At 41.7% G+C, this 25,415-nt stretch carries 31 protein-coding genes; 15 read left to right on the top strand and 16 right to left on the bottom strand.

Annotation, left to right across the window (positions count from 1 at the left end; all coding sequences use genetic code 11):
• Nucleotides 1-19: 19 nt before the first annotated feature.
• The 3 genes from QNM18_RS13370 to QNM18_RS13360 form a co-directional block, all read right to left on the bottom strand.
• The gene (locus tag QNM18_RS13370) at nt 20-463 is read right to left on the bottom strand and encodes a hypothetical protein (RefSeq protein WP_211011702.1); all 444 of its coding nucleotides are present in this window, start codon (nt 461-463) and stop codon (nt 20-22) included.
• Nucleotides 464-489: 26 nt separating this feature from the next.
• Nucleotides 490-732 carry a hypothetical protein gene (locus tag QNM18_RS13365; RefSeq protein WP_023400036.1) on the bottom strand — a complete coding sequence of 81 codons (243 nt, stop codon included), beginning with the start codon at nt 730-732 and terminating at the stop codon, nt 490-492.
• Nucleotides 733-829: 97 nt separating this feature from the next.
• The gene (locus QNM18_RS13360; RefSeq protein WP_211011703.1) at nt 830-1,330 is read right to left on the bottom strand and encodes a hypothetical protein; all 501 of its coding nucleotides are present in this window, start codon (nt 1,328-1,330) and stop codon (nt 830-832) included.
• A gap of 110 nt (nt 1,331-1,440) precedes the next feature.
• Here QNM18_RS13360 and QNM18_RS13355 point away from each other — a divergent pair, with 110 nt between their 5' ends.
• The 5 genes from QNM18_RS13355 to QNM18_RS13335 all read left to right on the top strand — a co-directional run bounded on the left by QNM18_RS13355 (nt 1,441) and on the right by QNM18_RS13335 (nt 4,409).
• The gene (locus QNM18_RS13355; protein WP_023400038.1) at nt 1,441-1,740 is read left to right on the top strand and encodes a helix-turn-helix domain-containing protein; all 300 of its coding nucleotides are present in this window, start codon (nt 1,441-1,443) and stop codon (nt 1,738-1,740) included.
• 76 nt (nt 1,741-1,816) lie between these two features.
• Nucleotides 1,817-1,945 carry a hypothetical protein gene (locus tag QNM18_RS13350; RefSeq protein ID WP_284137503.1) on the top strand — a complete coding sequence of 43 codons (129 nt, stop codon included), beginning with the start codon at nt 1,817-1,819 and terminating at the stop codon, nt 1,943-1,945.
• 11 nt (nt 1,946-1,956) lie between these two features.
• Nucleotides 1,957-2,589 (top strand): hypothetical protein, encoded by a 633-nt coding sequence (locus QNM18_RS13345; RefSeq protein ID WP_211011704.1) that lies wholly within the window; start codon nt 1,957-1,959, stop codon nt 2,587-2,589.
• Nucleotides 2,590-2,881: 292 nt separating this feature from the next.
• Nucleotides 2,882-3,676, top strand: a complete 795-nt coding sequence (locus QNM18_RS13340) for a tetratricopeptide repeat protein (protein WP_284137502.1) — start codon at nt 2,882-2,884, stop codon at nt 3,674-3,676.
• Nucleotides 3,677-3,806: 130 nt separating this feature from the next.
• Nucleotides 3,807-4,409, top strand: a complete 603-nt coding sequence (locus QNM18_RS13335) for a DUF998 domain-containing protein (RefSeq protein ID WP_284137501.1) — start codon at nt 3,807-3,809, stop codon at nt 4,407-4,409.
• Nucleotides 4,410-4,479: 70 nt separating this feature from the next.
• On the opposite strand, the gene QNM18_RS13330 is transcribed toward QNM18_RS13335, so the two are convergent.
• The gene (locus tag QNM18_RS13330; RefSeq protein WP_284137500.1) at nt 4,480-4,983 is read right to left on the bottom strand and encodes a pyridoxamine 5'-phosphate oxidase family protein; all 504 of its coding nucleotides are present in this window, start codon (nt 4,981-4,983) and stop codon (nt 4,480-4,482) included.
• A 19-nt stretch (nt 4,984-5,002) separates the two neighbouring features.
• Nucleotides 5,003-5,581 carry a GrpB family protein gene (locus QNM18_RS13325; protein ID WP_284137499.1) on the bottom strand — a complete coding sequence of 193 codons (579 nt, stop codon included), beginning with the start codon at nt 5,579-5,581 and terminating at the stop codon, nt 5,003-5,005.
• A gap of 111 nt (nt 5,582-5,692) precedes the next feature.
• Here QNM18_RS13325 and QNM18_RS13320 point away from each other — a divergent pair, with 111 nt between their 5' ends.
• Together QNM18_RS13320 and QNM18_RS13315 are read left to right on the top strand one after the other, a co-directional pair.
• Nucleotides 5,693-6,238 (top strand): hypothetical protein, encoded by a 546-nt coding sequence (locus QNM18_RS13320; protein ID WP_284137498.1) that lies wholly within the window; start codon nt 5,693-5,695, stop codon nt 6,236-6,238.
• A gap of 54 nt (nt 6,239-6,292) precedes the next feature.
• On the top strand, nt 6,293-6,700 hold the full coding sequence (locus QNM18_RS13315) for a hypothetical protein (RefSeq protein WP_211011710.1): 408 nt from the start codon (nt 6,293-6,295) through the stop codon (nt 6,698-6,700).
• A gap of 145 nt (nt 6,701-6,845) precedes the next feature.
• Here QNM18_RS13315 and QNM18_RS13310 read toward each other — a convergent pair whose 3' ends face one another.
• From QNM18_RS13310 to QNM18_RS13300, 3 genes are all read right to left on the bottom strand, one after another.
• Nucleotides 6,846-7,865 carry a tetratricopeptide repeat protein gene (locus QNM18_RS13310; protein ID WP_284137497.1) on the bottom strand — a complete coding sequence of 340 codons (1,020 nt, stop codon included), beginning with the start codon at nt 7,863-7,865 and terminating at the stop codon, nt 6,846-6,848.
• A gap of 93 nt (nt 7,866-7,958) precedes the next feature.
• Nucleotides 7,959-8,813, bottom strand: a complete 855-nt coding sequence (locus QNM18_RS13305; protein ID WP_284137496.1) for a cupin domain-containing protein — start codon at nt 8,811-8,813, stop codon at nt 7,959-7,961.
• Between the two features lie 83 nt (nt 8,814-8,896).
• Nucleotides 8,897-9,769, bottom strand: a complete 873-nt coding sequence (locus tag QNM18_RS13300; RefSeq protein WP_284137495.1) for a GNAT family N-acetyltransferase — start codon at nt 9,767-9,769, stop codon at nt 8,897-8,899.
• Nucleotides 9,770-9,950: 181 nt separating this feature from the next.
• Here QNM18_RS13300 and QNM18_RS13295 point away from each other — a divergent pair, with 181 nt between their 5' ends.
• Nucleotides 9,951-10,997, top strand: a complete 1,047-nt coding sequence (locus tag QNM18_RS13295) for a YjgN family protein (RefSeq protein WP_211011714.1) — start codon at nt 9,951-9,953, stop codon at nt 10,995-10,997.
• Entirely contained in the window at nt 10,981-12,030 is a 1,050-nt protein-coding gene (locus QNM18_RS13290; RefSeq protein WP_284137494.1) for a M48 family metallopeptidase, read from the top strand. The genes QNM18_RS13295 and QNM18_RS13290 overlap by 17 nt, the downstream gene beginning before the upstream one ends.
• A gap of 28 nt (nt 12,031-12,058) precedes the next feature.
• Here the strand turns inward: QNM18_RS13290 and QNM18_RS13285 are convergent, their stop codons facing one another.
• From QNM18_RS13285 to QNM18_RS13270, 4 genes are all read right to left on the bottom strand, one after another.
• A complete protein-coding gene (locus tag QNM18_RS13285; protein WP_284137493.1) occupies nt 12,059-13,027 on the bottom strand; it encodes an LNS2 domain-containing protein in 969 nt (322 codons plus the stop codon).
• Between the two features lie 213 nt (nt 13,028-13,240).
• Nucleotides 13,241-13,648 carry a hypothetical protein gene (locus tag QNM18_RS13280; RefSeq protein ID WP_211011717.1) on the bottom strand — a complete coding sequence of 136 codons (408 nt, stop codon included), beginning with the start codon at nt 13,646-13,648 and terminating at the stop codon, nt 13,241-13,243.
• A gap of 400 nt (nt 13,649-14,048) precedes the next feature.
• Entirely contained in the window at nt 14,049-14,711 is a 663-nt protein-coding gene (locus QNM18_RS13275) for a M15 family metallopeptidase (protein WP_211011718.1), read from the bottom strand.
• A gap of 310 nt (nt 14,712-15,021) precedes the next feature.
• Nucleotides 15,022-16,350, bottom strand: coding sequence for an ABC1 kinase family protein (locus QNM18_RS13270; RefSeq protein WP_284137492.1), 1,329 nt, complete (start codon nt 16,348-16,350; stop codon nt 15,022-15,024).
• Nucleotides 16,351-16,575: 225 nt separating this feature from the next.
• Here QNM18_RS13270 and QNM18_RS13265 point away from each other — a divergent pair, with 225 nt between their 5' ends.
• The 3 genes from QNM18_RS13265 (at nt 16,576) to QNM18_RS13255 (ending at nt 19,153) form a co-directional block, all read left to right on the top strand.
• Nucleotides 16,576-17,298, top strand: a complete 723-nt coding sequence (locus tag QNM18_RS13265) for a substrate-binding periplasmic protein (RefSeq protein ID WP_211011720.1) — start codon at nt 16,576-16,578, stop codon at nt 17,296-17,298.
• Between the two features lie 129 nt (nt 17,299-17,427).
• On the top strand, nt 17,428-18,264 hold the full coding sequence (locus tag QNM18_RS13260) for a pirin family protein (protein ID WP_284137491.1): 837 nt from the start codon (nt 17,428-17,430) through the stop codon (nt 18,262-18,264).
• Nucleotides 18,265-18,388: 124 nt separating this feature from the next.
• The gene (locus tag QNM18_RS13255) at nt 18,389-19,153 is read left to right on the top strand and encodes an alpha/beta hydrolase (RefSeq protein WP_284137490.1); all 765 of its coding nucleotides are present in this window, start codon (nt 18,389-18,391) and stop codon (nt 19,151-19,153) included.
• A gap of 78 nt (nt 19,154-19,231) precedes the next feature.
• Here the strand turns inward: QNM18_RS13255 and QNM18_RS13250 are convergent, their stop codons facing one another.
• The gene (locus QNM18_RS13250; RefSeq protein ID WP_211011723.1) at nt 19,232-19,705 is read right to left on the bottom strand and encodes a LabA-like NYN domain-containing protein; all 474 of its coding nucleotides are present in this window, start codon (nt 19,703-19,705) and stop codon (nt 19,232-19,234) included.
• A 121-nt stretch (nt 19,706-19,826) separates the two neighbouring features.
• On the opposite strand from QNM18_RS13250, the gene QNM18_RS13245 reads away from it, so the two are divergent.
• Nucleotides 19,827-20,582 carry an SDR family oxidoreductase gene (locus tag QNM18_RS13245; protein WP_211011724.1) on the top strand — a complete coding sequence of 252 codons (756 nt, stop codon included), beginning with the start codon at nt 19,827-19,829 and terminating at the stop codon, nt 20,580-20,582.
• Between the two features lie 74 nt (nt 20,583-20,656).
• Here QNM18_RS13245 and QNM18_RS13240 read toward each other — a convergent pair whose 3' ends face one another.
• Nucleotides 20,657-20,866, bottom strand: coding sequence for a GrpB family protein (locus QNM18_RS13240; protein WP_211011725.1), 210 nt, complete (start codon nt 20,864-20,866; stop codon nt 20,657-20,659).
• Nucleotides 20,867-21,051: 185 nt separating this feature from the next.
• On the opposite strand from QNM18_RS13240, the gene QNM18_RS13235 reads away from it, so the two are divergent.
• Nucleotides 21,052-21,519: a GNAT family N-acetyltransferase gene (locus QNM18_RS13235; protein WP_284137489.1), complete on the top strand. Its 468-nt coding sequence runs from the start codon at nt 21,052-21,054 to the stop codon at nt 21,517-21,519.
• Here QNM18_RS13235 and QNM18_RS13230 read toward each other — a convergent pair.
• A complete protein-coding gene (locus QNM18_RS13230; RefSeq protein WP_284137488.1) occupies nt 21,501-22,040 on the bottom strand; it encodes a dihydrofolate reductase family protein in 540 nt (179 codons plus the stop codon). The two genes, QNM18_RS13235 and QNM18_RS13230, sit on opposite strands and share 19 nt — an antisense overlap.
• Nucleotides 22,041-22,142: 102 nt before the next feature.
• Nucleotides 22,143-22,718 (bottom strand): DJ-1/PfpI family protein, encoded by a 576-nt coding sequence (locus QNM18_RS13225; protein ID WP_284137487.1) that lies wholly within the window; start codon nt 22,716-22,718, stop codon nt 22,143-22,145.
• Between the two features lie 358 nt (nt 22,719-23,076).
• Here QNM18_RS13225 and QNM18_RS13220 point away from each other — a divergent pair, with 358 nt between their 5' ends.
• Entirely contained in the window at nt 23,077-25,239 is a 2,163-nt protein-coding gene (locus tag QNM18_RS13220; RefSeq protein ID WP_211011729.1) for a M3 family metallopeptidase, read from the top strand.
• The last annotated feature ends 176 nt before the right edge of the window (nt 25,240-25,415 follow it).

Genomic DNA, 25,415 nt, shown 5'->3' with positions numbered 1-25,415 from the left:
CCGTTCGTGCACAACAAGCCTAATTGCTACTGCCATTTCGACTAGTACCAAATACATATCCAAGTAAAGCCGTTAATGTCGGGAATAACACATTGAGTAATATGAGCTGTAACGTATCAAACCAAAAAGCGCGAAAATCGTTTCTCTGTTGAGTAAGCTGGTCCAGAAAGTCCGAGCTGGTTAGCTTGTTAGTGAGCATCAATTGCTGAGTATCTCGCATTGCGGTAAAAAACTGGTATTCACCCCACATGAAAATACTTAGGATGACCACCAAAAAGCCGATCAATATGCTAATGATCCCCCAAGTTAATTTGACACCCGCCTTTTCCTTACCAGTGAGCGGCTCTGAAACAGGCGCATCTTCGGGGGTATAATCCTGTGCAGATGCAAGATCAATATCTTGCCAAGATTCCTGTAGGGTGGATTGCGTCGATTGTGTGCAGTCCTGTGCACTTGAAGACATGACTTAACTCATTACTAATTTGGTTTTTAGAGATTGGATTTGGAGATATTATTTAGCTCAGGTATGACAAGACGGTGTATGTCTTTGCCCTGTTTGTTTGCAGATAAAATCGTTCTATCATGGACGACTTCGTCTGATGCCCAGTCTAACAACGTCAATGCAACTTTGGTTAAATCGCTAGACTTTTTCAATCCTAGCCTGCTTTGCAGCGCAGCTAAATAATCTGCATCTACTGAAAATCTAACTTCTGTCTTCTTCGAATCCGCCATAAAAACTCCATAAAACATCCAGCTTTTTTCCGATTCTAGTGGATCTTTTGTTCATTCGCAATAGCCTGTTATTTCCCCAGCCACTAGGTTACAAAACCTATATGACGGATGAGCCAATACATGTCGACTTGGCCATAGCCTTAATCAACGGATCAACCCCATTGAGCATATCAATCAGCTGCGCTGCCACGCCAAAGTCGGATTGCACTCGACTTTTAGCTTCGTACTCATCCACGCCACCAACTAACTCTGCCGATGTGAGAAAAAAGCCACTATTACACTTGTTGCCAATCCCCTTAAGAGTGACGCACACCATGACATTACTAGGCTGACTGCCGGTATTTAAAATCACACGTAACAATTGCGCAGACATGCGGGTGTAAAGGCTCTCTAGTGACTGAAACTGGTATTCTCCTATCTGGGTATAGATAACCCACAATGGCGATCGCTTACTGTATAAAGGTTGGTAGCTCACCACTGGGTATTTATCCGTCGACAATATGTCTACACGTTGGCTTTTAACTTGATTGCTCAAGCGCTGCTCAACCGTGCTTTGAAACCTATTTATCAACGTAATGTCATGTTCTATCCTTGTCATTCAGTTATGCTCCATATATAGTATTTACATATTTTAACATTTTTATAATAAATGCTTAAACATCTAAAAATCTTTAGATTAATTAACATTTTTATATGTAGGGCGAGACATTGAATAAAACTGTTCGGCCGCACGATGAGCAAAGCTTAAGTGACTTAAAGGTAATGAGGCTTGCAGCAAACAAGACTCAAAAGCAAATGGCCAAGGTGCTCGGTACCAGCGAAGCAACAATCATTAACTATGAAAATGGTGTCAGTGATATTAAATACAAAGACTATTTAAAATGGTCACTTGCATGTAGATTTGATTTAAGCGCCATAGAGGAACAACTCCAGACTTTACGTGAGCTTGTAGTAGAAAACAATTTGCACAGATATCGCAAAGTCAACAAACTCAAACACGAAAAGTAACGTGTGGGTTTCAATTACAATCGCTGAAATAACTAAGCCGGATTGAGTTAATACGGCAAGTATAGGGAAAATAAACATGAAAATACCACTTCGAGACAAACTCCTTACCCCTGACAATTACAAACTTGTTTGTGGCGCATATAAAACTAAACGACCGACAACAAAACCAGTAAAACCAACCGAACTAATTAATCAACAACAATAAGCTTTAAATCCATGAGCGTTTTGCGCATATCTTGTGCAATTTCTATGATCATTGCCTTGGTATTTGTCTATTCGTACGATTGGGTGTTTATGTCGCTCGCTACAATCTCTTGTTGCTTTGGCGTATTGCTGTTCAGAATAGACAACATCAATGCCAAATCTATTGCCACATTAATACTGGCAATGTCACTATTTGAGTTCACCTCATTTAACTATTTGATACCTCTAGAGTCAGATACTCTGCCAATGATATGGCTTGGCACCATTGTCTACGGCGTGCAATTTACTTTATTTCTCAGTACGTGCCTCCTTTTATTGCTCAGAGTCAGGTTAACTAAACACTTTTTCAATCAGGTGCCCCATGTCGCCCCAACCTACGCTGAGGGCCTTATCGCTTTTTCACTATTTTTGACGGCAATTTTGATGGCATTGATGCTCATCGAAAACTTACTAAGAAATGTCGTAGATCTGGGTTTTAATTATGATTTTTTCAGCGTGCTGACGAAGTTAACCATCATTTATGATAGCTATGAAATCATCGCCTATACATTGCGTGCCATACTGTGCGCACTGTTGATATCTATGCTGTTTGTCGTAGAAATAGATACAAGTAAATTACAAGAACCAGCTGAAATAGGGAGCTGATCACAGCTTTAAGGTGGAAGATAGCCATTTAGGCAGTAGTCGATGTCACTATGTCACCTCACAGTCACCATTTTGTGCATGTTCGTCACCCAAATCGTACAAAGTTCAAACATTCTTTCCATAGATGTTTATTTTGTTATTATGAATAATATCATTTCTTAATAAAAATCTCTCAAACTGCCTTTTTTAGATGACAAAGCGATATATATCTGAGAGAATCCGCCACCATAAACAGAAGATAAGTCAGTATTTACTTACTCCATAGCAATTTATAATTATAAGTACATTTAGAATGCACAACGTCTTGATCTCATTTATTTTACTGTTTACTTATCTCTCCATATTTACACCGGAAGTACGTGCCAGCAACGCTTACTACAAAGTAACCCACCACTATAAAATTGGTGATGTATTCACAATTAATGATGGTGGCTTATGGCACACAGCTAAAATTCTTGATATTGATACAAACGCGCAATCTTCTACTATTCATGTATTGCGTTATCAACCCGCAGCTGACAAGCCTGCTCTCAAGCAATTGCGAGCGCTCCCTATATCGGCCTACCATTCAACCATTGCACACGCGAAATTGGCGCAAAAATGGCAATTTATCGGACATGAGGTGCCACTAAAACCTGAGTTAAAAGGGTATATTAACTATTTAAAGCATAACGATTTTAACAAGTATGCTGAAGTGACGAATCAAAAAGTCGATGATCTCATTTTTAGGGCAAATACACTCTACACAAAGGGTTATGCGCTAAATCAAGCAGCACAGTATGTACAAGCGATTGAAGCTTATCATCAAGCCATCAATATCTACCCCCTTTACTTTGAAGCCATGGACAATATTGGTTTTGCTTATATGGACATGGGAGATTTTAATACCGCTATAGATTATTTTAATCAATCTCTAGAGATCCACCCAGCTGGCACGACGGCCCAATATTACAAAGGGATGTGCTACATCAATCTAGAAGACTACGAGCGTGCGATGGCCACATTTAAACAGGGAATGGAAAGTTTCCCTGAGCAAAAGCAGGTTTTTGAAGAAATATATAAAAAACTAAAAGAAACAACCCTTTAACCTATATCACCATTAAGATTTTCTGTCTTTAAACGTCGGCTCTTATGGCTGTACATTGACACTTTTAGATCATTCACGTATTTTATTTTCAACATTAACAAAATAAATAATAAAATACAGGAGGGATCCCATGGAAGGAAACATCTTACTGTTGGCGGGCTTGCTAGCAACAATTTGGATAACCCTTGGCGTTTATATTGCCGGGCGGTTTTACCCAAACTACAATCATAAAACACAATTTTGTAGTGAACTAGGCGCAGCAGGTAGCCCGACAGAAAAACTTTCCCCACTTATCAATAATTATCCGTTAGGCGTATTATTTTGCGTGTTTGGTTGGGCTGTTACACAAGTAGCCAGCGATACGCTATCACTGACTTTTGTTGGCTGGTTAATTGTCATCCATGGTGTTGGCACTTGGGTTGCTGGTTTTTTCCCCATGGACAAAGACCCTTACACTGACGCTCCGACCTTGAGCTGCCAAATCCACTCTCATGCTGGATTCATCATGTTACTGTCTTTGCTTGTCGCTCCAATTATTGTCGCTTTCAGTGATGTAGCAATTGAATTTCGCGTTTTTTCAGGTTTGTCTGCAAGTGCCGCATTTTTCTATCTATATAAGATGTCACGGGCATATAAGCTACGACACAATTTAGGCCTGTATCAGCGTATTTCTTACTGGATCAAACTTGTTTGGTTAGCTGCACTGTCTGTGCTGCTGTGGCAGGCCACTTAAGCAATAGTCCCTCTGCTTATTGAACGATAAAAAGGGCCAAAGCAGAGGGCCATAAATAAGGTGTTAGACATTAAAAGAAACGTTTAGTCATCGCACCAATCTTAACTTGTTCGACTTTATCGAATTCAATCTCCCTGACTTTAGACATATCTTTCCACAACAGTTTATAACCTCTGGTAAAACGTGTGCTTTTAACGCGCCTTTGAAAGCGAGCCTGTTCGGCATCAGTCGCATCACGCAATGCGCCCAATGTGCCATACAGCCTCACCGCAGGTCGGCTGCCAAACTCCCCTTTAATCAAGGATTTTAGCCAATACCACATGCCACCATTGACCGCCAATACACATACTTTTGGCTGCGTCCGCGCATTGTTAGGTAACCGCTTGGTGAACTTTTCAAAATAGTAGCCCTTGCCAGGCTCCGCTAAGATTAAGGAGCCTATGGGTGTAATATGCGGCTCGCCATCGTCCGTAACGCTGGCAATCGCGTAGTGAAAAGAAGATTTAAAAGAGCACTTAAACAAAGACTTTATTTCTGACCAATCCGTTTCTATATCCATATCTAGCTCGCTCATTGATTATCAACTTATTTTATTAAACCTGATTTACTTGTTTATTCATACAAGCAACACTAAAAATCGTATCCATATAGGGATCTTTAATCGCGTAATAGGCGATTTCATCATTGGGGAATCGTAGAGCAAGCTCCCGTTTGATCTTCTCATAGGCTTGCGACACAATCGCGTTATCACGTAAAAAATCCCTAAATAACAGCGCATAAACTTGGTTAACTCTACCTACTTCTCTAATATGAATATGAATTTTTCGCTGTCCTTGCGGTTCGCGAAAGTACATTTTTTGCATATTCAAATCATCCTCATTGTAGCCAATGAGATTGTCACGGGTTATGTCAGCTCTGTACCTATACCCCGCTTCACTGAGCGCGTTTTCTATTTTTGGATTGTCAAGGGCCTTTACACTTACTTGAATGTCTATGACATCTTTGGCCGCTAACCCAGGAACTGAGGTCGAGCCGATATGATCAATAGCGACAGCAAGGTGACCTAAAGCTTGCTTTAAAGCTGCTCCAATCCATTTAAACTCTTCAGCCCAAACAGGACGATAATCTACAATTTCTATTTGGCTCATTGCTGCACCTATGACGTTATTCATTTATTCCCATGACTATATAGCCCGTTTCGCCGTGTTTTAAACCCCACTCACTTTCATACTTGAGATACCAATACATTTATCTAATCGGTGGTGACAATGGATAGCAACCCATTGAAAAGAAGCAACTCCATCATTGCTTTAGAAAGAAACGAAAATAGTACTCCAGACACAATCAAAGAATATATACAAAATAACTGTTTTGTCGTTCGCAGACTATGCCACCCCATCGAAGCCTACATGATTTTGTACCATGACAAAGGTGTTGGTGGTTGGGATGAAGATAGATCGGCCACACTCACTGAACAAACCTTAGCCGATGAGGATTACACAAAGCAAAAAGGGCACAATGAAAGTGACTACAATCCATCTAGCCCCAGAAATACACCTTGGGATAAGCTGAGTCCAGCCAATTACCAGCAAGCATGGGATGACCTTGCAGCTCTGTTTAAAAATCGGCAACTCTATGAGTTTTACCAAGGAGGTTTAGCTTTCAACTGGCCAGGTGTCACATTGACACTCGCCATCGATAAAAACTACATCCTAGGTATGGGAAAAGATGGCGATGTCATTGACGAAGGGGAAATCAAGGGGTGTACATTTTTAGCCAGAAGAGGCGCTCCTATCAAGGTCGCACAATTTGAGCGCTCACATCCATAAGCTGCAATTACTTTTCAATGTATATCAAAATCTTTGTAATCAAGGGGAATCATTATGACAATAGATTTTAAGTTTTATTCCGGTGGAATAGTCACAAACACAGGCACTGGTGACGTCAATGATTTTTACACGGCTTTAAAAAAGCACGAAGCGACCATCAATACGCTGGCAACATCACAAAAGCCACTTAAAATTTATGTTGGTTATCACGGTAGCGCTGGCGATGCAAGTTCAGCCAAAGGGGGTTACAGCCACCCTTTTACTGATGTCGAAATGCAACAGGTGGAAAAAATTGCAGATCTATTTCAAGACCGAGTTAGATTAATTGTAAGCCAAAATTCGCCGTTCAGCGATGCGGTTGTTGAAGCTGCAATAGATGAAGGAAATGCCTTCTTTACTTGGTGCTATAGTGATTCACGTATTAGGCAGTTTTTTAGAATTTCAAATAGCTATAACGATTAGTTCAATCGGGCGGTGATAGATTAATCACCGCCTTCGATTAGGGTAAGAGCTTCATTCCCATCTTGTTTTTGTTCTCAAGCAATCGCCCAAGCAACATTGTCATAGTTAAAAAGCTGGCAGCACAGGTTCAATCCTTATAACGCCATTATAACCACTCACATAAGCGAACTTTATCAAACCATTTGGCTTGAAATGACGGTACTTTTTCAACAGAGACCTTTGGTACTTCAATCTGAACAATCGGCGCCAGGTGTTGGGCAACTAGGGCTTTAACCTTGTTACTTTCAAGTTGTGAAAAATAATTCAGTAGTGCTTGGTGCTCTTCGGTGGATAACTTAGCCCCTTGTTGTACCGCATGTGCAGTGTTGATCCAGTGCAAAAATGCTTTTTTAGATTGATTGGGAAAGGCATCTGTCATCGCTTTTATCGGAGAATACAGGCGCTGGTAGTTCAATGCTTCACCTTTAAGTACAAACAAAAAGAGTAAATTCACCCCCGCAGTAATATAGCCTGAACGTTTATCGACGCTTTGATACCCTTCAAGTGCAGCCCTAAAATAACGGTCGGATCTCACATAGTCTGCTCGGTCTAAGGCGATTGCCCCCATATTATTGTTTATCGTCGCCGACATAGAGCGATGCTGTAATTTTTTCGCCAACTTTGCCGCACGCTGGTATAATTTAACGGCTTTTTGGTGATTTTCCATATGCCTTGCAACCAGTGCTCTACTATTTATTAACGTTAGCCTCTGAGCATCCCCCTGAGCATGTTTAAGTGCACACTGCAAACTCATGTCCGCTTCCGCCAAATAGCCTTTTCTGCGCAGCCAAATACCCAACGCACTCAACACAGTAGGTAATTTATTCATAAAATAGGGGTGTGTTTCAAATTCAAACAGTGCCTTTAGGGATTGCTCTAGCGTGGTGAGCTGGTTGGTTGGTACTGAGGCTCTAACACGTATGATATGCCAGCGGATCTTGAGAGCCACAGGCAGTACATCTCGGTGTGACATTGCATTCAACAGGCGCAGTGAGTTTGAAGGTTTTACAGTCAGGTAGTCTTCCGCTTCTTGTAACACCTCCATTTGCTTTTCAACAGATGGTTTTGCCTCAAGAAAAGCGGAGAACAGCAGCCAAGCTACGATGAATAAAACCTTATTTATCAAAACCAAGTTCCTATTAATTTGTCACTGCTCAATACAGAGGAACAATACAAACAGACCAAATGCACAATTTAGGCTTGGCCTTAATCTGCTTAGCTAACTTGCAAACCCCTTTGGCATTTTCGTCTCATGATTGTTAACTGCCAATCTATCAAAAACTTCAGCCATAGCCGGATACTTGTTTTTTAAGAGGCCATGATCTGCTGCTTCAAAGCACGAACCGGTAAACCCTGGAGCCATAGTGCATCCAAACAACGCATATTTTCCTGATCCTACCAACTCTCCTGCTTGCCAAACGCCTGCTGGGATTCGGTACTGGATTTTTTGACCCTGTTTAAAGTCACTTCCCATGACCACAGTTTCTGAGCGTCCATCGGGGTGGAGCAAATACAGATAAAATGCATCACCTTGATAAAAGTGCCAAATTTCGTCGTGTGTTAAACGATGAAAACAAGATACGCTTTTCAATACATGGCAGTACATGCCAATCATCGCCGTACCTATTGGCTCGTTACCGTCTAACTCCTCAGTTGCACGCCAAGTGCTTTTATACAAAGTACCTTCTACTGGCAAACGTTCAAAGCGATAGTGAGCCAATACATCCAGGATATCCAAGGCAACATCTTGGTGTGTGAAGTGGGAGTATTCAATAATATCTACAATAGCACCTGTGTTAAGTTTACCATAAATATGAGGGAATTCTGTGTGATTGCAAATGGGCTCTGATGGTGCTTCAAAAACCACCTGTGCCTCAACTAAACGAAGATCTATCACCGCAACTTTGACAGCGTCTCCCCCCAGATAGAAATGCCTGTACACATCGTGAACTTGCTCAGCTTTACAAGCGTGTATATACCCTTCTTGTTGCAATGATGGCGGGGCAAAATAACGTGCTTGAAGCGTTGCGTCATCACCACTAAAAAGAATAAATATCGCGTTGGGTACTGTCATATACTTCCTAATAATTTAAAAATTTTTAATTTAATTGTATGCATCACCCTTATGCCAAATGACACATGCTAAGGAGTAACCTGCTAGCCAATTTCAAATGACGCTACACCAAACGTCTGGCCAATTGGCAAGTCTGGAAACTTCCCCGTATACATACGTGCAGTTTCAAAGGCAACACTCATACCTAACGATTCTGCGACAGCCATTGCTGCACTGTTTTGCTCTGGCATATCAATAAAGACAGTCACGGGCCCAGCGATGCTTTTTTCGACCTCTGAGACCAACGCCAATACTAGTGCCTTAGCATTTTGTGCACAGTCCGCATATAACGGTCCAATTTTATAGCCTGTTTGGCAGGCTCGAATCACGCCATAGCCACATATTTTGTCGCCTTTTTTAAGATTTAATGCGCACGCATTGGCCTGAGCGCGCCACTGGTGATTAAAGCGCGTCCTTTGCGCGGGGAAAAATTGCGATTCATAATCTTCAATGAGATCTTCATCTACTTCGCAAATCGTGCCACTGTCTGGCTGGGACTGGCACATATAATGCGAGATTTCCAACACGCCTTCATATCTAATATTGCGATATGCTAGTTCAAACCCTGACTTGCGGTAGTTATCTTGTTGTGTAACGACCCCATCTAAACCCACATTACATCCTGACAAATAGGTCATCGCCGCTTGCCAAATTTGGTAGCCATAGCCCAGCCCACGAAATTCAGGTTTTACAATGTAAAAACCGATGAAGCCAAACGTTGTGCCATATTTAATCGCTGAAATAACCGCAATAGGTTGATTATTTAATAAGCCAATCAAGAAACCATTTGGATCAGCAGAATAATAGCTCGATGCATCACAGTCACCGGGATTCCAGCCCTCTTGGGCAGCCCAATTGATGGCAATATCCACTTCACTTTTATGCATCGTCCTAATTACAAAATTATCCTTGTCCATGCCTCTACCTCTGAGTTACTTTTTTACCACACTTAAACATTTTTACAGCTTAATCAACAAATAACGAATTTCAACTACAACACAATAAACTCACACTAAAACCATCACTCCGGCGCCAAAGCGTTGCCTTTTTTGGTACATTGTGTGTATTATGTACACATATTTAAAGGAGAGTTTTTTAATGGATTTAGCTAATTCACCTGTTCAGTCAGGCCCTCACACCCCTAAACTTGTACGATTTTCAGGCAATAGCCGAGACTTTTTTGGCATTTGGATTGTTAACCTATTATTGAGTGTCGCGACTTTAGGCATATACTCAGCGTGGGCAACAGTGCGTACAAAGCAATATTTTTACAATAATACGAGTATTGATGGCCATCGCTTTGAGTATTTAGCCACTCCAATGCAAATATTAACCGGCCGGGTTATCGCAGCGCTGCTATTGGTTGCCTATATGTTTTGTATTCATTACTTCCCTATCGTTGGTGCAGTTTTGGCAATTTCTTTGACCTTTTTAGCACCTTGGTTCATCAATCAGAGTTTCAAATTCAATATGCGAATGACTCGCTTCAGAAACATCCGTTTTAGCTTCAATGGAAGTTACGGCGGTGCTTTTAAAGTCTTTGTTTTATTCCCAATCTTGAGTGTCTTCACAATGTATCTATTGATGCCTTGGGCATTGAAAAAGATAGATGAATACCTGTGCAATAATATTCAATTTGGCGATCAGCCATTTTCAACTAAGTTGTCTACTAGCACATACTTTAGCGCGGCAGTCACGACTTTACTCTGCTCACTAGTTGCCATTCCACTGGTATTGGGTGGGATCTTTGTAGTCGGCGGTAACATTACGGACTCTTCACAAGTTCTATTTATTTTGATACCTGCTTACTTTGCATGTATATACCTGTTAAAAGCCATTTATCAGGCGATGATTAGAAACCACATTTTTAACAGCACGTCGATTGACCAAGTCGCCGAACTGCATTCTAATTTATCTCCAGCGAATTTTGCCATTGTAGAAGTGACCAATATACTCGCCATTGCAGCTACGCTTGGGCTGGCTTATCCTTGGGCAAAAGTGCGCAAAGCAAAAATACTAGCCAGCGCCAGTGCACTCACAATGTTGGCAGGTGCGGACAATGTCTTTGACATCCTAGATAGCGCAGAGTCGTCTCTGGGGGATGAAGCCGCGACACTGTTTGATATAGATGTATCTCTTACCTAATATGCGTGTCTCAGGCTTACTCTATCCATTTTCGAACAGCACTGCGTTTAATGTAGAGGCGCGGCTCGAAAATGGTCAATTATATATTCACTACGGAGAAAACCGGGCGGCTCAGTGTGCGTTAGACGCATTGGCTTTGTCTACGCCAATTCCCGGCGTACCAGTGCAAGCCACACTGCCATCTGGTGAGCGCTTCGTGCCCAATGATCCCAACTTTGTTTGGCCCGGACGTGCCACATCCACAAGTATCGCAAGTTTAGAGCGCCATACCATGGTGATCCTGTCGGCATTATTACTAACGCCATTATTGATATATGCTTTGTTATTTAAAGTTGTGCCGGCTTGCGCAGTTTGGCTCGTCGAATATGTACCCGAATCGGTAGTAGATACAATGGGCCAGCAATCTATGTACGTGATTGAAGAGAGCTTCTTATCACCTAGCGAGCTGTCTGTTGGCACCCAGCAACAAATTCACACGCTTTGGAGAGATGCGCTCAAAGCGTTAGATTTGCCTGGCGATCAATATCAACTGAGTATTTACGACTCTGAGCATTTTGGTGCGAACGCATTCGCACTACCTCATGGTCAAATTGTAATTACCGATGATTTAATTGAAGCGCTAAAAGATAACCCTAGCGCAATTCGCGCGATACTCCTCCACGAAATAGGGCATGTTGAAAGAAAACACAGTATCAGACTTGCCGCACAAGCCTTCGCAGGCACGATTGCTATGAGCTTTATATTTGGTGATATGGAAGGGGTCGTTGAGCTGTTAATTGGATCTGGAAATGTGGTTATGGGCGCGCAGTTTTCACAAGATATGGAATGGGAAGCTGATCAATTTGCACTAGATAGGCTGGCACATTTGGGACATTCAAATGACGATTTTGCTCAAGCATTGCAACGCTTACAGTCTCTAACACACGACAAAGAGGAACCGACTCAAGCCACACCAAAATGGCTAGAGTACTTATCCACCCACCCTAGCCTAGAAGACCGTATAAAACACGCACAGTCATACCAAAAAAATTGACCATACTGGCTTTTCAGTGCGGTAATGGTTACTCACATTTCGCAGCTGGAAAGTCATTAACATGCGTTTCTATATGATGATAATAGTGATTGCTTTCTATGGCGGTTGTTCCATAATGACCGGCATCAGCCCCGATTGTAAAGCTGTTATCGCTACCTAATCCAGCGCGAATAAATGCTTCAGCATCCGTTTTTGCATTGCCATATGCACGAACGATATCCAGCCCTTGCCCTTGCAACTGGTTTATTTCATTGATTTTATATTCGGCAGTGCGGAATAAGCTGGTTTCATTACTCGAAGATGCTCTTAAAAAGCCTTGAGGTAACCCAGTCCAACGTAGCCAGCTGCGAGTGCCTTTGGCATACCAATATACACGTGCCGTCAAATAGATGGGTTGATAACCGAGATCTAAATAACGGCGCACTAATGAATACGCGCCTTCTTTCTGATCGGCTCTATCAATCCCAGTATAATCCCCAATTTGCTCTGCATCCGACTCAGTGAGCGTACCGTCAATATCAAAAAGCACAGCCTGAGTGCCTGGCTGAACAACAGTCACATAACCTTGGGTGCCGCTGCCATCCGCAGGGACACCCGCAAAAATTCGATATTGCCCGGCCTGCAGTGCAGGTAAAGCTACGCTCGCCTTGCCATCACTGTTGGTTTGGGCATTAGCAAGAAAATGCCACTGGGTATCTTGCTCTGAACGGATGTAAAATTTCACCGTCTCATATTCAAGATCTTTGTGTGCAATAGCGCCATAGTCAAACTTCGCCGTCACCTCCACTGAGTTACCTTCGGCGACAACCTGATCATGCACCATATGAAACTCAGGCAGCCACGTAATTAACTTATTGAGGCGGTTGTTGTAATTCATCCTAGGCATAGTAGGAGCGTCAAATTCAGCTTCTAGCCAAGCGAGGTTGGGACAAGTAGGCTGTGCATTTGCAGCACCCGAAAAACTAGCAATTAAAGCAATGTAACCAAGTAATCTCATCGAAGTTTCCATCATAATTTCGTCACATTAAGAGTAAATACTCCAGATTACAAAATTATTAACAATATTTTTTCTTTTTCCAGTTTAATTGAGAAGTTTTATAGATATGATTTAATGAGAGGACTATTAAAACGCTGAAAAATATAAACTTTAGCCTAACTTCAGCACATAAGTATTTTACGCCGATGACCCATGTAAAAAAAATGATTCGAGTTACTTTTTAGCAACAACCTCTTTGGGTTTGGCAAATTCTTCAGGATATTTTAAATATTGTTTTTTGCCTTCATATTGCGCAGCAATCCAACCATATTGCGCATGAGAGCGAAATAAATACTCTCCTTTAGTTGTTTGTAAACGCCCCGACACAGAGCGCCCATCTAACTGTAAATCAAGTGCAATATGTCGTTGTGCATCATCTGAAAAATAACCTGCTATGCGCAAACCACCCAATTTAGTCTGTTGAATGTCTTCTATCACAATCATGTAACTGCGCTTTTGCTGTGGAACATAAAAAGCAACCAAATCAGAAGCTTGCAAGTTTTTAATGCGTCTAATATCAAACTCAATATATGCCTGGCTAATATATTGATGCTCATCAAATAATGCCTTTCTTGCATTCATAGAAGCTCTATTAATGACAAAGTGCTTTTTATCACTTTGAGCCGAGGTGGAATTGGTTTCCACGCCGGAATTGGAGGAATCATTTGCAGTGCTTAGAGTGTACTCCTTTATTCCATTTGCACATACATTGCTCAGCCCTCCCCAAAGAAGGTATCCAACAAAAAACGCGATCGTGCAAGCTATTCCCTTATACATATCACTATTTTAACAATTATCAGCTATTTAGGTACATTAAATGGTGCTATCAAGTTAATCAAGCACTAAAGAAGCTTAATCAATCACAAAATTTTCACAATGAAATAAAGTAATACTATTGACACATTAAATTCAATAACTTGCATACAAATCAATGTTTACTTTTATTTACAAATAGCACTCACTATGCCCTATCAACCAAAACTCACTTTACAGGTAGCGTAAAGTACTGATCTGCATATGGCTCATCAATCAAAGTAAAGTGCCACCACTCTTCAGTCAGCCCAATAAAGCCAGCGCTACGCATAACTTTAGCCAATAGCTTTCGATTGGCACGTTGCTGAGCACTGATCCCTTGATAACTTGGCCACGATACTTTTGAAAAGAAGTCCCAACCAGATCCCATATCAAGCTCAACGCCGGTCACTAAATCAACTAAAGTAACATCTAGTGTACTGCCTCGAGAGTGTCCTGATCGCGCCGCGATATAACCCCGTTTGAATAATTCGTTTTTAGGTACTTCTGGATAGTATTTCGCTTTATTCTTAGTATCTTCAAGGTCTTTTGCCCAGCGTACGAAGTGATCCACAGCCATTTGTGGTCGATAACAGTCAAAAACTTTCAACCCCAACCCAAACTCATTGAGTGCATACTGTGCCTTTGTCACTGCTTTCACCGCTTCTTTACTCAGTAAACATTTGGGCGCCAAATAACCATCAATTTTTTTGCCAACAAAGTTATCAGCTGTAAAGTAGCGGATCTCAGTTTGTATACTAGGCACTTGAGCCACAACGTCGACAAGCTCCGCCGCTGACAACTTTAGGCTCACCAAAGCAGCCAGCGCTAACCCATAAGTAATTGTTCTCATTGAATACCTCGGGGTACCTTTCCTAACAACAAAGAACACAGTGTGGAATGAAATTATGGAAGAAGTATGGACATTAAATCAGGAATTACAACTTCTGTCAGATACCCACAATCGGTAAAGTGCTGCACATTGCCAACTAGTACGGTTGCCACATAGTGCAAATACCGCACTGAGTCAGTGCTCACTTACACTTTTTTACTTATTATCACACTCTATAACGGTAATTTTCAAACCATAGCATATGCTGTATATAAGTAACTTATGGGATGGAAATATGCTATAAGCATTATTTTTCAAGGACGATGACTTTTTATAGCCCCAAACAGTCAGGCTTTTCAAAGCCACTAAATAGCTCTCTCACACCTACTTTAGCGTTTAGCCTTGCTGCAATTAAATATAGCCCAGCCAATTTACGATGAATAAATAAAGCATCTACAGGGGGAGTATGCCACTGCCCTTCCCTCGAGCTTAATGCCATGCCCATGTCTCGGATCCGCTGAGCAATATCGCTTTTTGCAAAGTCATAAGGTTGTTCGGCCCGCAATGGCTCCGTGGCCATAAAAAATAAATCCAATACAATATCTCGGTAGTCGTCTTCAATCTGTTCGCCAAAATAACCTATCGACTGCACGGCTGTAGTCATCATGTCTCTGTCATGCTCTAAACCAGCTTTAAGCAATAACCAATACCCTACAGCTAATTCACGACGAATACATCGAGAAGCCCCAAAGTCGAGCAGCACTATTTGCTCTTGTGTTTCATCATACAAATAATTAGCTAAATTCGGGTCACTTTGGATTGCGCCCAGTTCAAACATTTCAATAAAGAACAATTGTATTAAGTCACTGGCAATTTTATTGCGCACGGCAGGCAAGGCGTGTACCTGTGAGTCTAGAGACTGACCAGATACAAACTCCATCGCCAATATATGCCCTGTTGAATATTGTGGGAAATATTCCGGCACCTTAAATTGTGCATAGGGTTGTAAACCCGCTTTAAACGCCTGAAGACGATCACCTTCTATTAAATAATCAGTTTCCACTAGTAATTGCTGCTTTGCTTCTGCGATCAGCGGATCGATGGCCACCTGTTTGGGCATAAGGCCTGATATTTTGATTAGCATGGCTACGTTGTCAACATCACTATCAATGCTATTTGCGACACCCGGATATTGAATTTTTAACGCCAGTTTTTGACCTGATTCAGTGGTTGCTTCATGAACTTGACCAATCGATGCTCGTGCAAAGCTTCTAAGTTCAAAGTGACTAAATTTATCAAGCCAATTTGAACCCCAATTAAGCTTGAGTAATCCGATAAGTTGTTTATGTGGCATTGGTTGTGCGTCTGCTCTGAGCTTTTCTAATAACAACGCCAGTTCTTTTGGCAAAAGGTCCCCTGAGTCCATTGACAATAGCTGCCCGAGTTTCATTGCGGCTCCTCTCAAATGAGCCAATTTATCGGCAACAGCGTGGATATTTTTTGGTTGTAATAACAACTCCTTTTTAGTTACAGCTTGACCACTGAGCACTTGTCTAGCTCCGGAAATTACAACATTAGATGCCACTTTTCCTGCCAGCCCACCTAAATGAGCCAACCTAGAAATTCGAGAAGAAGGAACCTTTTTACTTTTATCTGTCATATTTCTATACCAATCAAACCTACGTCTACGTGCGCACAATACAGGTACTTTGCTCCCTGCATTTTGGATCAATACATTGATCTCTAGTTAAAAAATATCGCTTGAGGAACACCTTGAGTATATCAAAGTCAGCCTACTCTCCCTACTAGATATACAGACACTTTAATTACTTTTCGTGTGCGCTATACTTTGATTAGTTTTGTTTTATTAAGCCTTTGCTCATCAATGAAGTATTTGCTAGTCGCATTTTTTTTAGTTTTAACTAGGCCCCTTTACGCTGAAACATATCACTTTGTATCGATCAACTACTTAATAGAACAAGAGGTCGGCCGTATTGTTCTAACCGAAGTTTATAAACAATTGAATATCAAAATAACCATCACGCCACTTCCGGGGAAACGAGCTCAATTCAGAGCCAAGACAGGGTTATCCAATGGGGAGATCATGCGAATATTTAGCTATGGAATAGAAACTCCGACAACAATTCGAGTACCGACTCCATATTACTACCTAGAAACAGCGGCATTTGTTCGCAAAGATAGTCAAATAGACATCAAAACAGCAAAAGACTTACAAAAGCACCATATTGTCAAAGTCAGGGGGGTGAAGCATACCAACAACATCACTCAAGGTATGAAGCATGTTGAGGATATGGATACCACCGCTCAAATACTTAAGCTGGTTTCCAAAGGTTTAGCTGATGTCGCGCTCACGAACCGAATGGATGGCTTAATACACTTAGAAAAATTGGGTATTGATAATGTGATCTCTAGCCAGAACCTCGCAGTACTAGATTTGTTTCACTACATTCATGAGTCTCAGCAACACCTTGTTCCTTTGGTAAACAACAAACTAATTGAAATGAAACAGTCAGGAGAGTTAGCAAAACTTATCGCACAAGCTGAGCGACAAGTCATGCTACACAGCCAGAGCTTAGACCCACAGTAAATCATTGTAATTACACTGTAATTCTGCATTTATTCTTTTTTACAGAATGTTCTCTTCGCTTTTTGTCAATTTTATTCGTATAGATAGCAACATAAAGTAGCTTCATTGGCGCACATAAGCGAGGTAACTATGAAGATTTTAAATGTAACAAGATCACACTCAACGCAAGACGGCGCAGGAGTCAAAATACAGCGTATCGCCGGTTTCGACGGGAAAAGTCTAGATCCTTTTTTGATGATAGACGAACTTAAATCAAGCAATTCGCAAGACTATATAGGCGGCTTTCCTGCCCATCCTCACAGGGGGATTGAGACTTTTACGTACATACGCAAAGGCGGATTTGAGCATCAAGATCAGATGGGTAATAAAAAAGCGATTCGAGCAGGGCAAGTTCAATGGATGAGCACTGGCCGAGGCGTCATTCACTCAGAAATGCCGTTGGCCGATGCACAACATGGTATGCACGGCTTTCAAATCTGGTTAAACATGCCCGCAAAAGACAAGATGAACACACCCAAATATCAAGATTCAAGTGACCGTGTATTGCCTTCTATCATCAATCAAAGCGGCGCACAACTCACCGCACTTGCTGGCAGTTGGACTGAATCGCAGCAGACTATTTCTTCTGGCCTAGATGAGTTGGCGGGTGCTGGCGCAATTAGCGATATCTGGCTGCAAGCACACAGCGCCATGTACCTCGATTTGTCCCACTACGGAAAAGTATTGCTCTACATTCATACAGGCGCTTTGAAAGATAGCCGCCATCAATCCGGCTACTTGCTTAACATAGACCCTCAAGCACCAATTCATATAGAAAGTGGAAACCAAGAAGTGGGACTTTTATTATTAGCAGGCCAACCTATTAACGAGCGCATTGCACACATGGGTCCATTTGTAATGAATACTCAAGAAGAGCTTAAACAAGCTGTTAGGGATTACCATGCGGGTAAATTTGGTGCTATCTAAGCGACAGAGTCGTTCGTTTCTATAATTCTTATTGATAGCTACAAAACCTGTTTTTTCATGCGTTTACTATTTATTGAAGGCGGCGTATACTCGCGCCGCACAATATCTAAGGGAATGTAGTACGATGAAAAGAACAGTTTTAGCACTTTTAATAACAATTGCGGCCAGTGCCAATGCGTCGGAACAACCACTCAGCGTATTGCATGATAAAGAACGCAATAGAGCTGTGCCCATTGAGATACAATCGCCTAAAACAAACAGTCATTGCCATGCAAAAAAACCATGCCCCGTGGCATTCATTAGCGCAGGCTACGGCGTCCCTCACCAAGATTACCAATTTTTAAGTGAAACCTTAACCAATCTTGGCTACTTTTCCGTAGCAATTAGGCATGAACTGAAAACCGATCCACCGCTATCTGTATCAGGTAACTTGTTTCAAACACGCCAAGAAAATTGGCTACGTGGCGCCAAAACGATTGAGTTTGTCCGCACAAAGTTAGCGCCTAGCTATCCACAGTATGACTTCGATAATTTATTGCTCGTGGGTCATTCCAATGGAGGAGACCTATCTGCGTTATTAATAAATCAAGGCAAAAGTTATATTTCTGGCTTGGTAACATTAGATCATAGGCGCGTACCGCTTCCTCGCAACATAAACGTTTCGGTACTGTCTATTCGAGCGAGCGATTTCCCCGCAGATGAAGGTGTCTTATACTCAAGCAGAGAACTCAAAACATATCCAGGCTGTGTGATAGAAGTTCCAGAATCTAGGCACAATGATATGACAGATCATGGGCCTATATGGTTGAAACAAAAAATACAACGCCTGCTTGGTGGCTATTTAAAAGGGCAGTCTTGTAGCACCCTAAAGCGGCGCTTAACCACCTAATAAATATTCAGTGAGCGTGCAAATGCAAGCGGAGCAAACAGTCCTCTTGCTTTCAAACACAGGTAATGTCGCTCAATTCTATAGTAGCAAAGTGTCTTCAATAGGTATAAATCGGGATGCTGCATTCATTAAACTAGCAGCTGTAAGTGATGGGACACCATACACATGAGCCTCAGCTTGGTATTTGTCTCGCACGGTATTGAGTAATATATCGAAGTCACCATCTCCTGATGCTAGCACCACAATATCTGACTGTTTGGCAGCCTCCAACACATCTATCGTAATTCCAACATCCCAGTCACCTTTTGCCGAGCCATCGGCACGCTGAATAAAAGGCTTTAATTTCACCTCAAATCCAATTGCCCTAAGAATATTTTGAAACTGACGTTGCTTCTCATCGCCTCTATCAATCGCGTAAGCATATGCATTTACTACTTGACGATTATCCGTCACCTCAGCCCAAAAACGATTGTAATCAAAGTTGCGTTTATAGGCACTTCGAGTGGTGTAATAGATGTTTTGTACATCCACAAAGATACTCACTGTTTGCATTCTAGGCTCTCAATGTAAATCGACGATTATGACAAGGATAAGTCTAACATCAATGAAAATAATAGACACAGCGTAAAGCAGCTATAGTTAATATGACTATAAGTATGAAAAGGAATGTATTATGAGTACAGGTTTGAAAGATAAAGTTGTCGTAATAACGGGTGGCGCAAAAAATATGGGGCAGGCTTTTGCCTTAAATCTTGCTAAACAAGGCTGTGATATTGTCATTCATTATCACAGTGACAGCTCTTTTATAGAAGCTGAAAAAACAGCACAAAAAGTCACAGAAATGGGACAAAGAGCACTCGTGATCCAAGGGGATCTCACTCAGCAATCTCATGTTATAAATCTTTTCACACAGACAAAAGAAGCATATGGAAAGGTCGACATTGTTATAAATAATGCGGGCCAAATCTCTAAGAAAGCCTTTATCGACTATACCGAAGACGACTTTAATCGATTATTTAACATAAACTGCAAAGGCGCTTTTTTCGTTATGCAACAAGCGGCGCAATACCTCGAAGACAATGGCAGAGTGATTAATATCGGAACCTCTCTTTTGGATGCGTTTACTGGTAATTATGCACTGTATGCAGGCTCAAAAGCGCCGTTAGAACAATTTACTAAAGCGCTCGCGAAAGAAGTTGGTGCAAGGGGGATCACCGTAAACATGATTTGTCCTGGTCCCATCGATACTGATTTTTTTCATCAGCAAGAAGACCCAGACTCTGTGGCCTTTCTAAACACAGCCAGTGTCGCAGGCAGATTGGGAAAAGTAGAAGACATCGTTCCTATTGTGGAATTTATCGCCTCCCCTAAATCGCAGTGGACAACTGGGCAAACGCTATTGATTAATGGGGGCTTTGTTACACGATAGAGTGCTGATGATAAATTTAGATAGCTGGGCAAGTCTTTTACTTGCCTTAACCTCTCATAGTCTCAGTAGGCTTTTCACAGCTCTAATACATTTTGAATAAATGGCCACTTTTCACGTGTGAATGCTTCTCTATTGTCGCGATTATTCTGAGCCAAAGACAGCTTCAATTGCGCATACGGATCGGCAAGTGCGCGATTACCACGCAACCTATCTCGAAATTTTATTCTTTCAATTTCAAACTTATCTAGCCAAGTTGGCTCATAGTCAAACAGCTCAATTTTCATGTAATTGCCCCGCACCTTTACACTATCATGCGATTTCACCTAACAAACTTTTGGTCATAACAACATCATCTACTTATGTTTATCAGCATACCTTTTTTGTCACGTAGCCATGTTAATGTCGCCATTGAGTTGTTTCAGTAGTCTCACATTACGCATTCCAATATACAGATAGCTAGGATGAGCACATGAAAATAACACTTCAGCCCGCTGCCGAGTCAGATAAGCCATACCTCCTGTCATTGAGAAAAAAAACAATGACAGAGCACTTAGAACGACAAGGCATATTCCTGTGCCATGAAGCACATATCAGCCGCTTAGAAGAACACTTCCAAGGTTCAAAAATCGTGTTTATTAACAGAGATAAGGTCGGATGCTTAAAATACCATGCAAGCGATGAACGCCTCGAAATTATGCAATTGCAAATTGCTCCTCAACATCAAAATCAAGGGTTTGGCACCGCCATATTGCGCAGCCTCCTCACCCAACATGCTCATACACCTGCATATTTAACTGTTCTTAAAGGCAACCCAGCTATTCGGCTCTATCGGCACCTAGGGTTTAATATCTGCTTTGAAGATGAATTTGAATACGAAATGGTGTTGTATGGGGCTAATTGTCAACCCCCTTTACAGCGCTACCTCGATTCTATTTGATAATGCGACTGCACCAATTCTCCCAATAGAACCGACGTTGCCAATAAATTTATTTTACAATTGAGTGGCTGCTCTGGTAGCCACTTTAGTCCCTTTCCTAACACCACCGGTACTGTTATAACAATCGCTTCATCAATTAGTCCTTGGCTTAAAAAGTTTTGTACCAACTTGCCGCCATCAATATACAGCCTGTCATGACCCAATTGATGAAGCTGAGCAATAACCTCACGCTCACTCGCACATACCAGATAGGCCTTACCTTTACTTTGCTGGGGCAGCTGTTTTAGAGACTTGCTGAGCACAAAAACCGGCTTATCATAAGGCCATTGACCGTACTTCATCACCTGATCAAATGTATTCCTTCCCATCACAATTGCATCTATATCCGCCATAAACGCGCCAAACCCTAAATCACTGTGGTTTGGGTTGTCTATTTTAGATAACCAATCTATGTTGCCCTGCTGATCTGCAATAAAGCCATCAAGGCTTTGTGCCAAATATACTGTATTCTTTTTGCTCATTACTTTAACCGCTTGCCTTAGCCAATGACTAAGTATCGGCTAAAAGTATAGATATATTAGCAACTTTGGCAAAATTTTTAGTGCTCAACGAAATCGCTTCTGTTACAGCTCTGCCCATAGATAATCCATCTGGTGAGCTGTCTTTCGCGCAACATCGAAACCAAACCTCTTTTTTACCATATCGAGACTCATGTCAATGCCCGATGCAACACCTGCTGAGCTAGTAAAATTTTGATCTGTGACGAACCTCTTATCGTTAACCACTAATAAATGTGGGTATTGTTTGCTCAGCTCGTCTACCCGCTCCCAATGAGTAGTGACCGTTTTCCCTTCGATCAGTCCGGCTTTTGCAAACAAAAAGACACCACTACAAATTGAGGCACAGTGTCGTGTGTGAGTTGCGGTTTCCGCCAACCAATCCAATACTGCTTGATTATTAATCACGCGATCTAACTTTCCACCAGCGACAATTAACAAATCAAATCTTGGATGACCGTGAATACAAAAATGAGGGTTTATTGACAAGTCCCCGCGCGCTCTGATGGGCGAATTACTCGGAGCTATCAAACTGACGTTTATAGGGCGATTTGCAATACGTGAGGCGGTGCTAAATACCTCTAGTGGACCACAAAAGTCCAACGCTTCAACACCGTTATATATAAAGATACCAATTTCCATGACTTCATCACGGGTTTACAGTATGTGTAATTTAAAGTGGCTCAATTTTAGCCAACAATCAAGAGAAAGTTTTATGAACACATTTAAAATTCACGGCTCTCTACCATAGAAAAATAAATAATTTCACCAAACTTCGATGAATAGTAATTTAAAAGCGATAAACTCAGTGCAAAAAATCGATTTCACATTTTGCAATACTTTAACTGTCAATCCCATTTGCACTTTATACTGATTACAGTACTATGTTCCCGTTATAGCAAGCTTGTATCTCCATAAGAATAAGATATAGGGACCAATCTTTGGTCAATATTGCAACTCAAATACTCACAATTATCAATCCAAGCAAACTGAGAACACTATGAAATTAAAAATGTCATTTTTGAGCGCAGCAGTGTGTTTAGCGCTAGCAGGGTGCACAGCGACACCAAGCTCACAAGACTCAGCCCAAGTTGAACAAGTCAAAAAACAATACAACAACCATTTGCTGAAAGAATACACAGGCCCTTATCAAGGTGTTCCACAGTTTGGCGAGATGAAACTCGAAGACTTGGTACCCGCCGCTGAAATCGCAATTGCCGAAAACTTAGCGGAGCTTGAAGCTATTGTGAATACCTCAGATGCTCCAACATTTGAAAATACCATTGCTGCGCTTGAGCGTTCAGGTAGCGCCACGAATCGCCTTTACGCTTACTTTGTCACGTACATTACTAATCTCTCTTCGCCAGAAGTACGCGAACAACAAGCAGTTGTAATGGCTAAGTTATCTGAATTTGAATCTAAACGTAACCAAAATAAAGCACTGTTTCAGCGTGTAAAAGCTGTTTATGAGGGTGCAGAATATAAAACCCTAACACCTGAACAGCAACGTGTAACATGGACTCAGTACAATAGCTTCGCGCGCCATGGTGCAACATTAGAAGGGCAGGCTGCTGAGCGCTATGCAGAAATTAACCTCGAGCTATCAAAGTTATATACTAAGTTTGGTAATAATGTCCTTGCCGATGAAGAAGGTTACACTACTTTCTTAACAAAGGATCAGCTATCTGGTTTACCACAAGCATTTATTGATTCAGCTGCGAGTGCTGCTGAGAAAAAAGGCCAGCCGGGTAAATTTGCGATCACCAATACTCGCTCTTCTATGGATCCGTTTTTAACCTACTCAACAGAACGTGAATTGCGTAAAGCTGTTTGGCAAAATTACTATAGTCGCGGTAACAACGCTGGTGAACACAATAACAAGGCCGTTATTTCAGAGATCTTAAAACTACGCCGTGAACGCGTTGAGCTACTTGGTTTTGAAGACTACGCTCAATGGCGACTAGAAGACCGCATGGCGAAAAATCCCAAGAATGCCATCGCTCTGATGGACAAAGTGTGGCCAGCTGCAATTGCACGCGTGAAAGAAGAAGTTGCGGACATGCAAGCAATTGCGGATAAAGAAGGCGCAAACATCAAGATCGAGCCTTGGGATTACCGTTTCTATGCTGAAAAAGTGCGTAAAGCCAAGTACAGCTTAGATTCAAACGAAATTAAACAGTACCTACAGCTAGACAAACTAACTGACGCGATGTTCTATGTTGCGGGGCGCTTATTTAATTATGAGTTCTCACCTATCCAAGACGGGTCTGTACCTGTTTACCACCCAGATGTCAAAGTATGGGAAGTAACTGACAAAACGACTGGCAAGCACATTGGTTTGTGGTACCTTGACCCATTTGCTCGTCAAGGCAAGCGCTCTGGCGCATGGGCTGTTTCTTTCCGCAGCCACACATCTATCGATGGCAAGACAAACGTCCTGAGCACCAACAACTCAAACTTCGTAAAAGGCCCAGAAGGGCAGGCGACGTTAGTTTCTTGGAGCGATGCAGAAACCTATTTCCATGAATTTGGTCACTCTCTGCATGCATTGTCTTCAAATGTAAAATACCCTAGTTCAAACTCTGGTGTACGTGATTACACAGAGTTTCAATCTCAGTTGTTAGAACGTTGGTTATCAACAGAAGAAGTTATCAATAAGTTCTTACTTCACCATGAAACAGGCAAGCCGATGCCACAATCTTTGGTTAAAAAGATCAAAGAGTCTTCAACTTTTAATCAAGGTTTTGCCACTACAGAGTACCTAGCATCGGCTATTATGGACATGAAATTCCATACCACAGATCCAGACAAGATCGGTGACCCAGTTGCATTTGAGAAAGCGCAACTTGAAGCGATTGGCATGCCAAGCGAAATTGTTATGCGCCACAGAACAACGCACTTTGGTCATGTTTTCTCAGGTGAAAGTTATGCGACCGCTTACTATGGCTACCTATGGGCTGAAGTACTGACTTCTGACGCAGCTGAAGCCTTTGCCAATGCACCAGGTGGTTTCTACGACAAAGATGTTGCAAAACGCTTAGTTGACTACCTATTTGCGGTTAGAAACGCAATGGACCCAGCAGAAGCCTATCGTAAATTCCGTGGCCGTGATGCCGACGTAAGCGCCCTGATGCGTGACCGAGGTTTTCCTGAAACCAAATAAGGTTAGGTTTTAAATAATAAAAAGGGCATAATTTACATGCCCTTTTTATTGCTATTGTCCCGTCCTAAATAGCGTTGACACTTTTCAAACTTATTTTGGAGAGTGTAATGCAATCAATAGTTAAGCGTACTCAACGCGATTATTCTTTAGCCTTTAAATTGGCCGTAGTAGATCAG

The sequence above is a fragment of the Pseudoalteromonas obscura genome, from assembly GCF_030135505.1.
Classification (GTDB): Bacteria; Pseudomonadota; Gammaproteobacteria; order Enterobacterales; family Alteromonadaceae; genus Pseudoalteromonas; species Pseudoalteromonas obscura.
Note: the sequence above shows the minus strand (reverse complement) of the source record. Positions and strands in the feature narration are given on the sequence as shown.

Excerpts from the sequence above, each read along its gene's own strand:
- QNM18_RS13370 (WP_211011702.1), bottom strand. The coding sequence starts at position 463 with ATGTCTTCAAGTGCACAGGACTGCACACAATCGACGCAATCCACCCTA.
- QNM18_RS13365 (WP_023400036.1), bottom strand. The coding sequence starts at position 732 with ATGGCGGATTCGAAGAAGACAGAAGTTAGATTTTCAGTAGATGCAGAT.
- QNM18_RS13360 (WP_211011703.1), bottom strand. The coding sequence starts at position 1,330 with ATGACAAGGATAGAACATGACATTACGTTGATAAATAGGTTTCAAAGC.
- QNM18_RS13350 (WP_284137503.1), top strand. The coding sequence starts at position 1,817 with ATGAAAATACCACTTCGAGACAAACTCCTTACCCCTGACAATTACAAA.
- QNM18_RS13345 (WP_211011704.1), top strand. The coding sequence starts at position 1,957 with ATGAGCGTTTTGCGCATATCTTGTGCAATTTCTATGATCATTGCCTTG.
- QNM18_RS13340 (WP_284137502.1), top strand. The coding sequence starts at position 2,882 with ATGCACAACGTCTTGATCTCATTTATTTTACTGTTTACTTATCTCTCC.
- QNM18_RS13335 (WP_284137501.1), top strand. The coding sequence starts at position 3,807 with ATGGAAGGAAACATCTTACTGTTGGCGGGCTTGCTAGCAACAATTTGG.
- QNM18_RS13330 (WP_284137500.1), bottom strand. The coding sequence starts at position 4,983 with ATGAGCGAGCTAGATATGGATATAGAAACGGATTGGTCAGAAATAAAG.
- QNM18_RS13325 (WP_284137499.1), bottom strand. The coding sequence starts at position 5,581 with ATGAATAACGTCATAGGTGCAGCAATGAGCCAAATAGAAATTGTAGAT.
- QNM18_RS13315 (WP_211011710.1), top strand. The coding sequence starts at position 6,293 with ATGACAATAGATTTTAAGTTTTATTCCGGTGGAATAGTCACAAACACA.
- QNM18_RS13305 (WP_284137496.1), bottom strand. The coding sequence starts at position 8,813 with ATGACAGTACCCAACGCGATATTTATTCTTTTTAGTGGTGATGACGCA.
- QNM18_RS13300 (WP_284137495.1), bottom strand. The coding sequence starts at position 9,769 with ATGGACAAGGATAATTTTGTAATTAGGACGATGCATAAAAGTGAAGTG.
- QNM18_RS13295 (WP_211011714.1), top strand. The coding sequence starts at position 9,951 with ATGGATTTAGCTAATTCACCTGTTCAGTCAGGCCCTCACACCCCTAAA.
- QNM18_RS13290 (WP_284137494.1), top strand. The coding sequence starts at position 10,981 with ATGTATCTCTTACCTAATATGCGTGTCTCAGGCTTACTCTATCCATTT.
- QNM18_RS13285 (WP_284137493.1), bottom strand. The coding sequence starts at position 13,027 with ATGAGATTACTTGGTTACATTGCTTTAATTGCTAGTTTTTCGGGTGCT.
- QNM18_RS13280 (WP_211011717.1), bottom strand. The coding sequence starts at position 13,648 with ATGAATGCAAGAAAGGCATTATTTGATGAGCATCAATATATTAGCCAG.
- QNM18_RS13275 (WP_211011718.1), bottom strand. The coding sequence starts at position 14,711 with ATGAGAACAATTACTTATGGGTTAGCGCTGGCTGCTTTGGTGAGCCTA.
- QNM18_RS13270 (WP_284137492.1), bottom strand. The coding sequence starts at position 16,350 with ATGACAGATAAAAGTAAAAAGGTTCCTTCTTCTCGAATTTCTAGGTTG.
- QNM18_RS13265 (WP_211011720.1), top strand. The coding sequence starts at position 16,576 with ATGAAGTATTTGCTAGTCGCATTTTTTTTAGTTTTAACTAGGCCCCTT.
- QNM18_RS13260 (WP_284137491.1), top strand. The coding sequence starts at position 17,428 with ATGAAGATTTTAAATGTAACAAGATCACACTCAACGCAAGACGGCGCA.
- QNM18_RS13255 (WP_284137490.1), top strand. The coding sequence starts at position 18,389 with ATGAAAAGAACAGTTTTAGCACTTTTAATAACAATTGCGGCCAGTGCC.
- QNM18_RS13250 (WP_211011723.1), bottom strand. The coding sequence starts at position 19,705 with ATGCAAACAGTGAGTATCTTTGTGGATGTACAAAACATCTATTACACC.
- QNM18_RS13245 (WP_211011724.1), top strand. The coding sequence starts at position 19,827 with ATGAGTACAGGTTTGAAAGATAAAGTTGTCGTAATAACGGGTGGCGCA.
- QNM18_RS13240 (WP_211011725.1), bottom strand. The coding sequence starts at position 20,866 with ATGAAAATTGAGCTGTTTGACTATGAGCCAACTTGGCTAGATAAGTTT.
- QNM18_RS13235 (WP_284137489.1), top strand. The coding sequence starts at position 21,052 with ATGAAAATAACACTTCAGCCCGCTGCCGAGTCAGATAAGCCATACCTC.
- QNM18_RS13230 (WP_284137488.1), bottom strand. The coding sequence starts at position 22,040 with ATGAGCAAAAAGAATACAGTATATTTGGCACAAAGCCTTGATGGCTTT.
- QNM18_RS13225 (WP_284137487.1), bottom strand. The coding sequence starts at position 22,718 with ATGGAAATTGGTATCTTTATATATAACGGTGTTGAAGCGTTGGACTTT.
- QNM18_RS13220 (WP_211011729.1), top strand. The coding sequence starts at position 23,077 with ATGAAATTAAAAATGTCATTTTTGAGCGCAGCAGTGTGTTTAGCGCTA.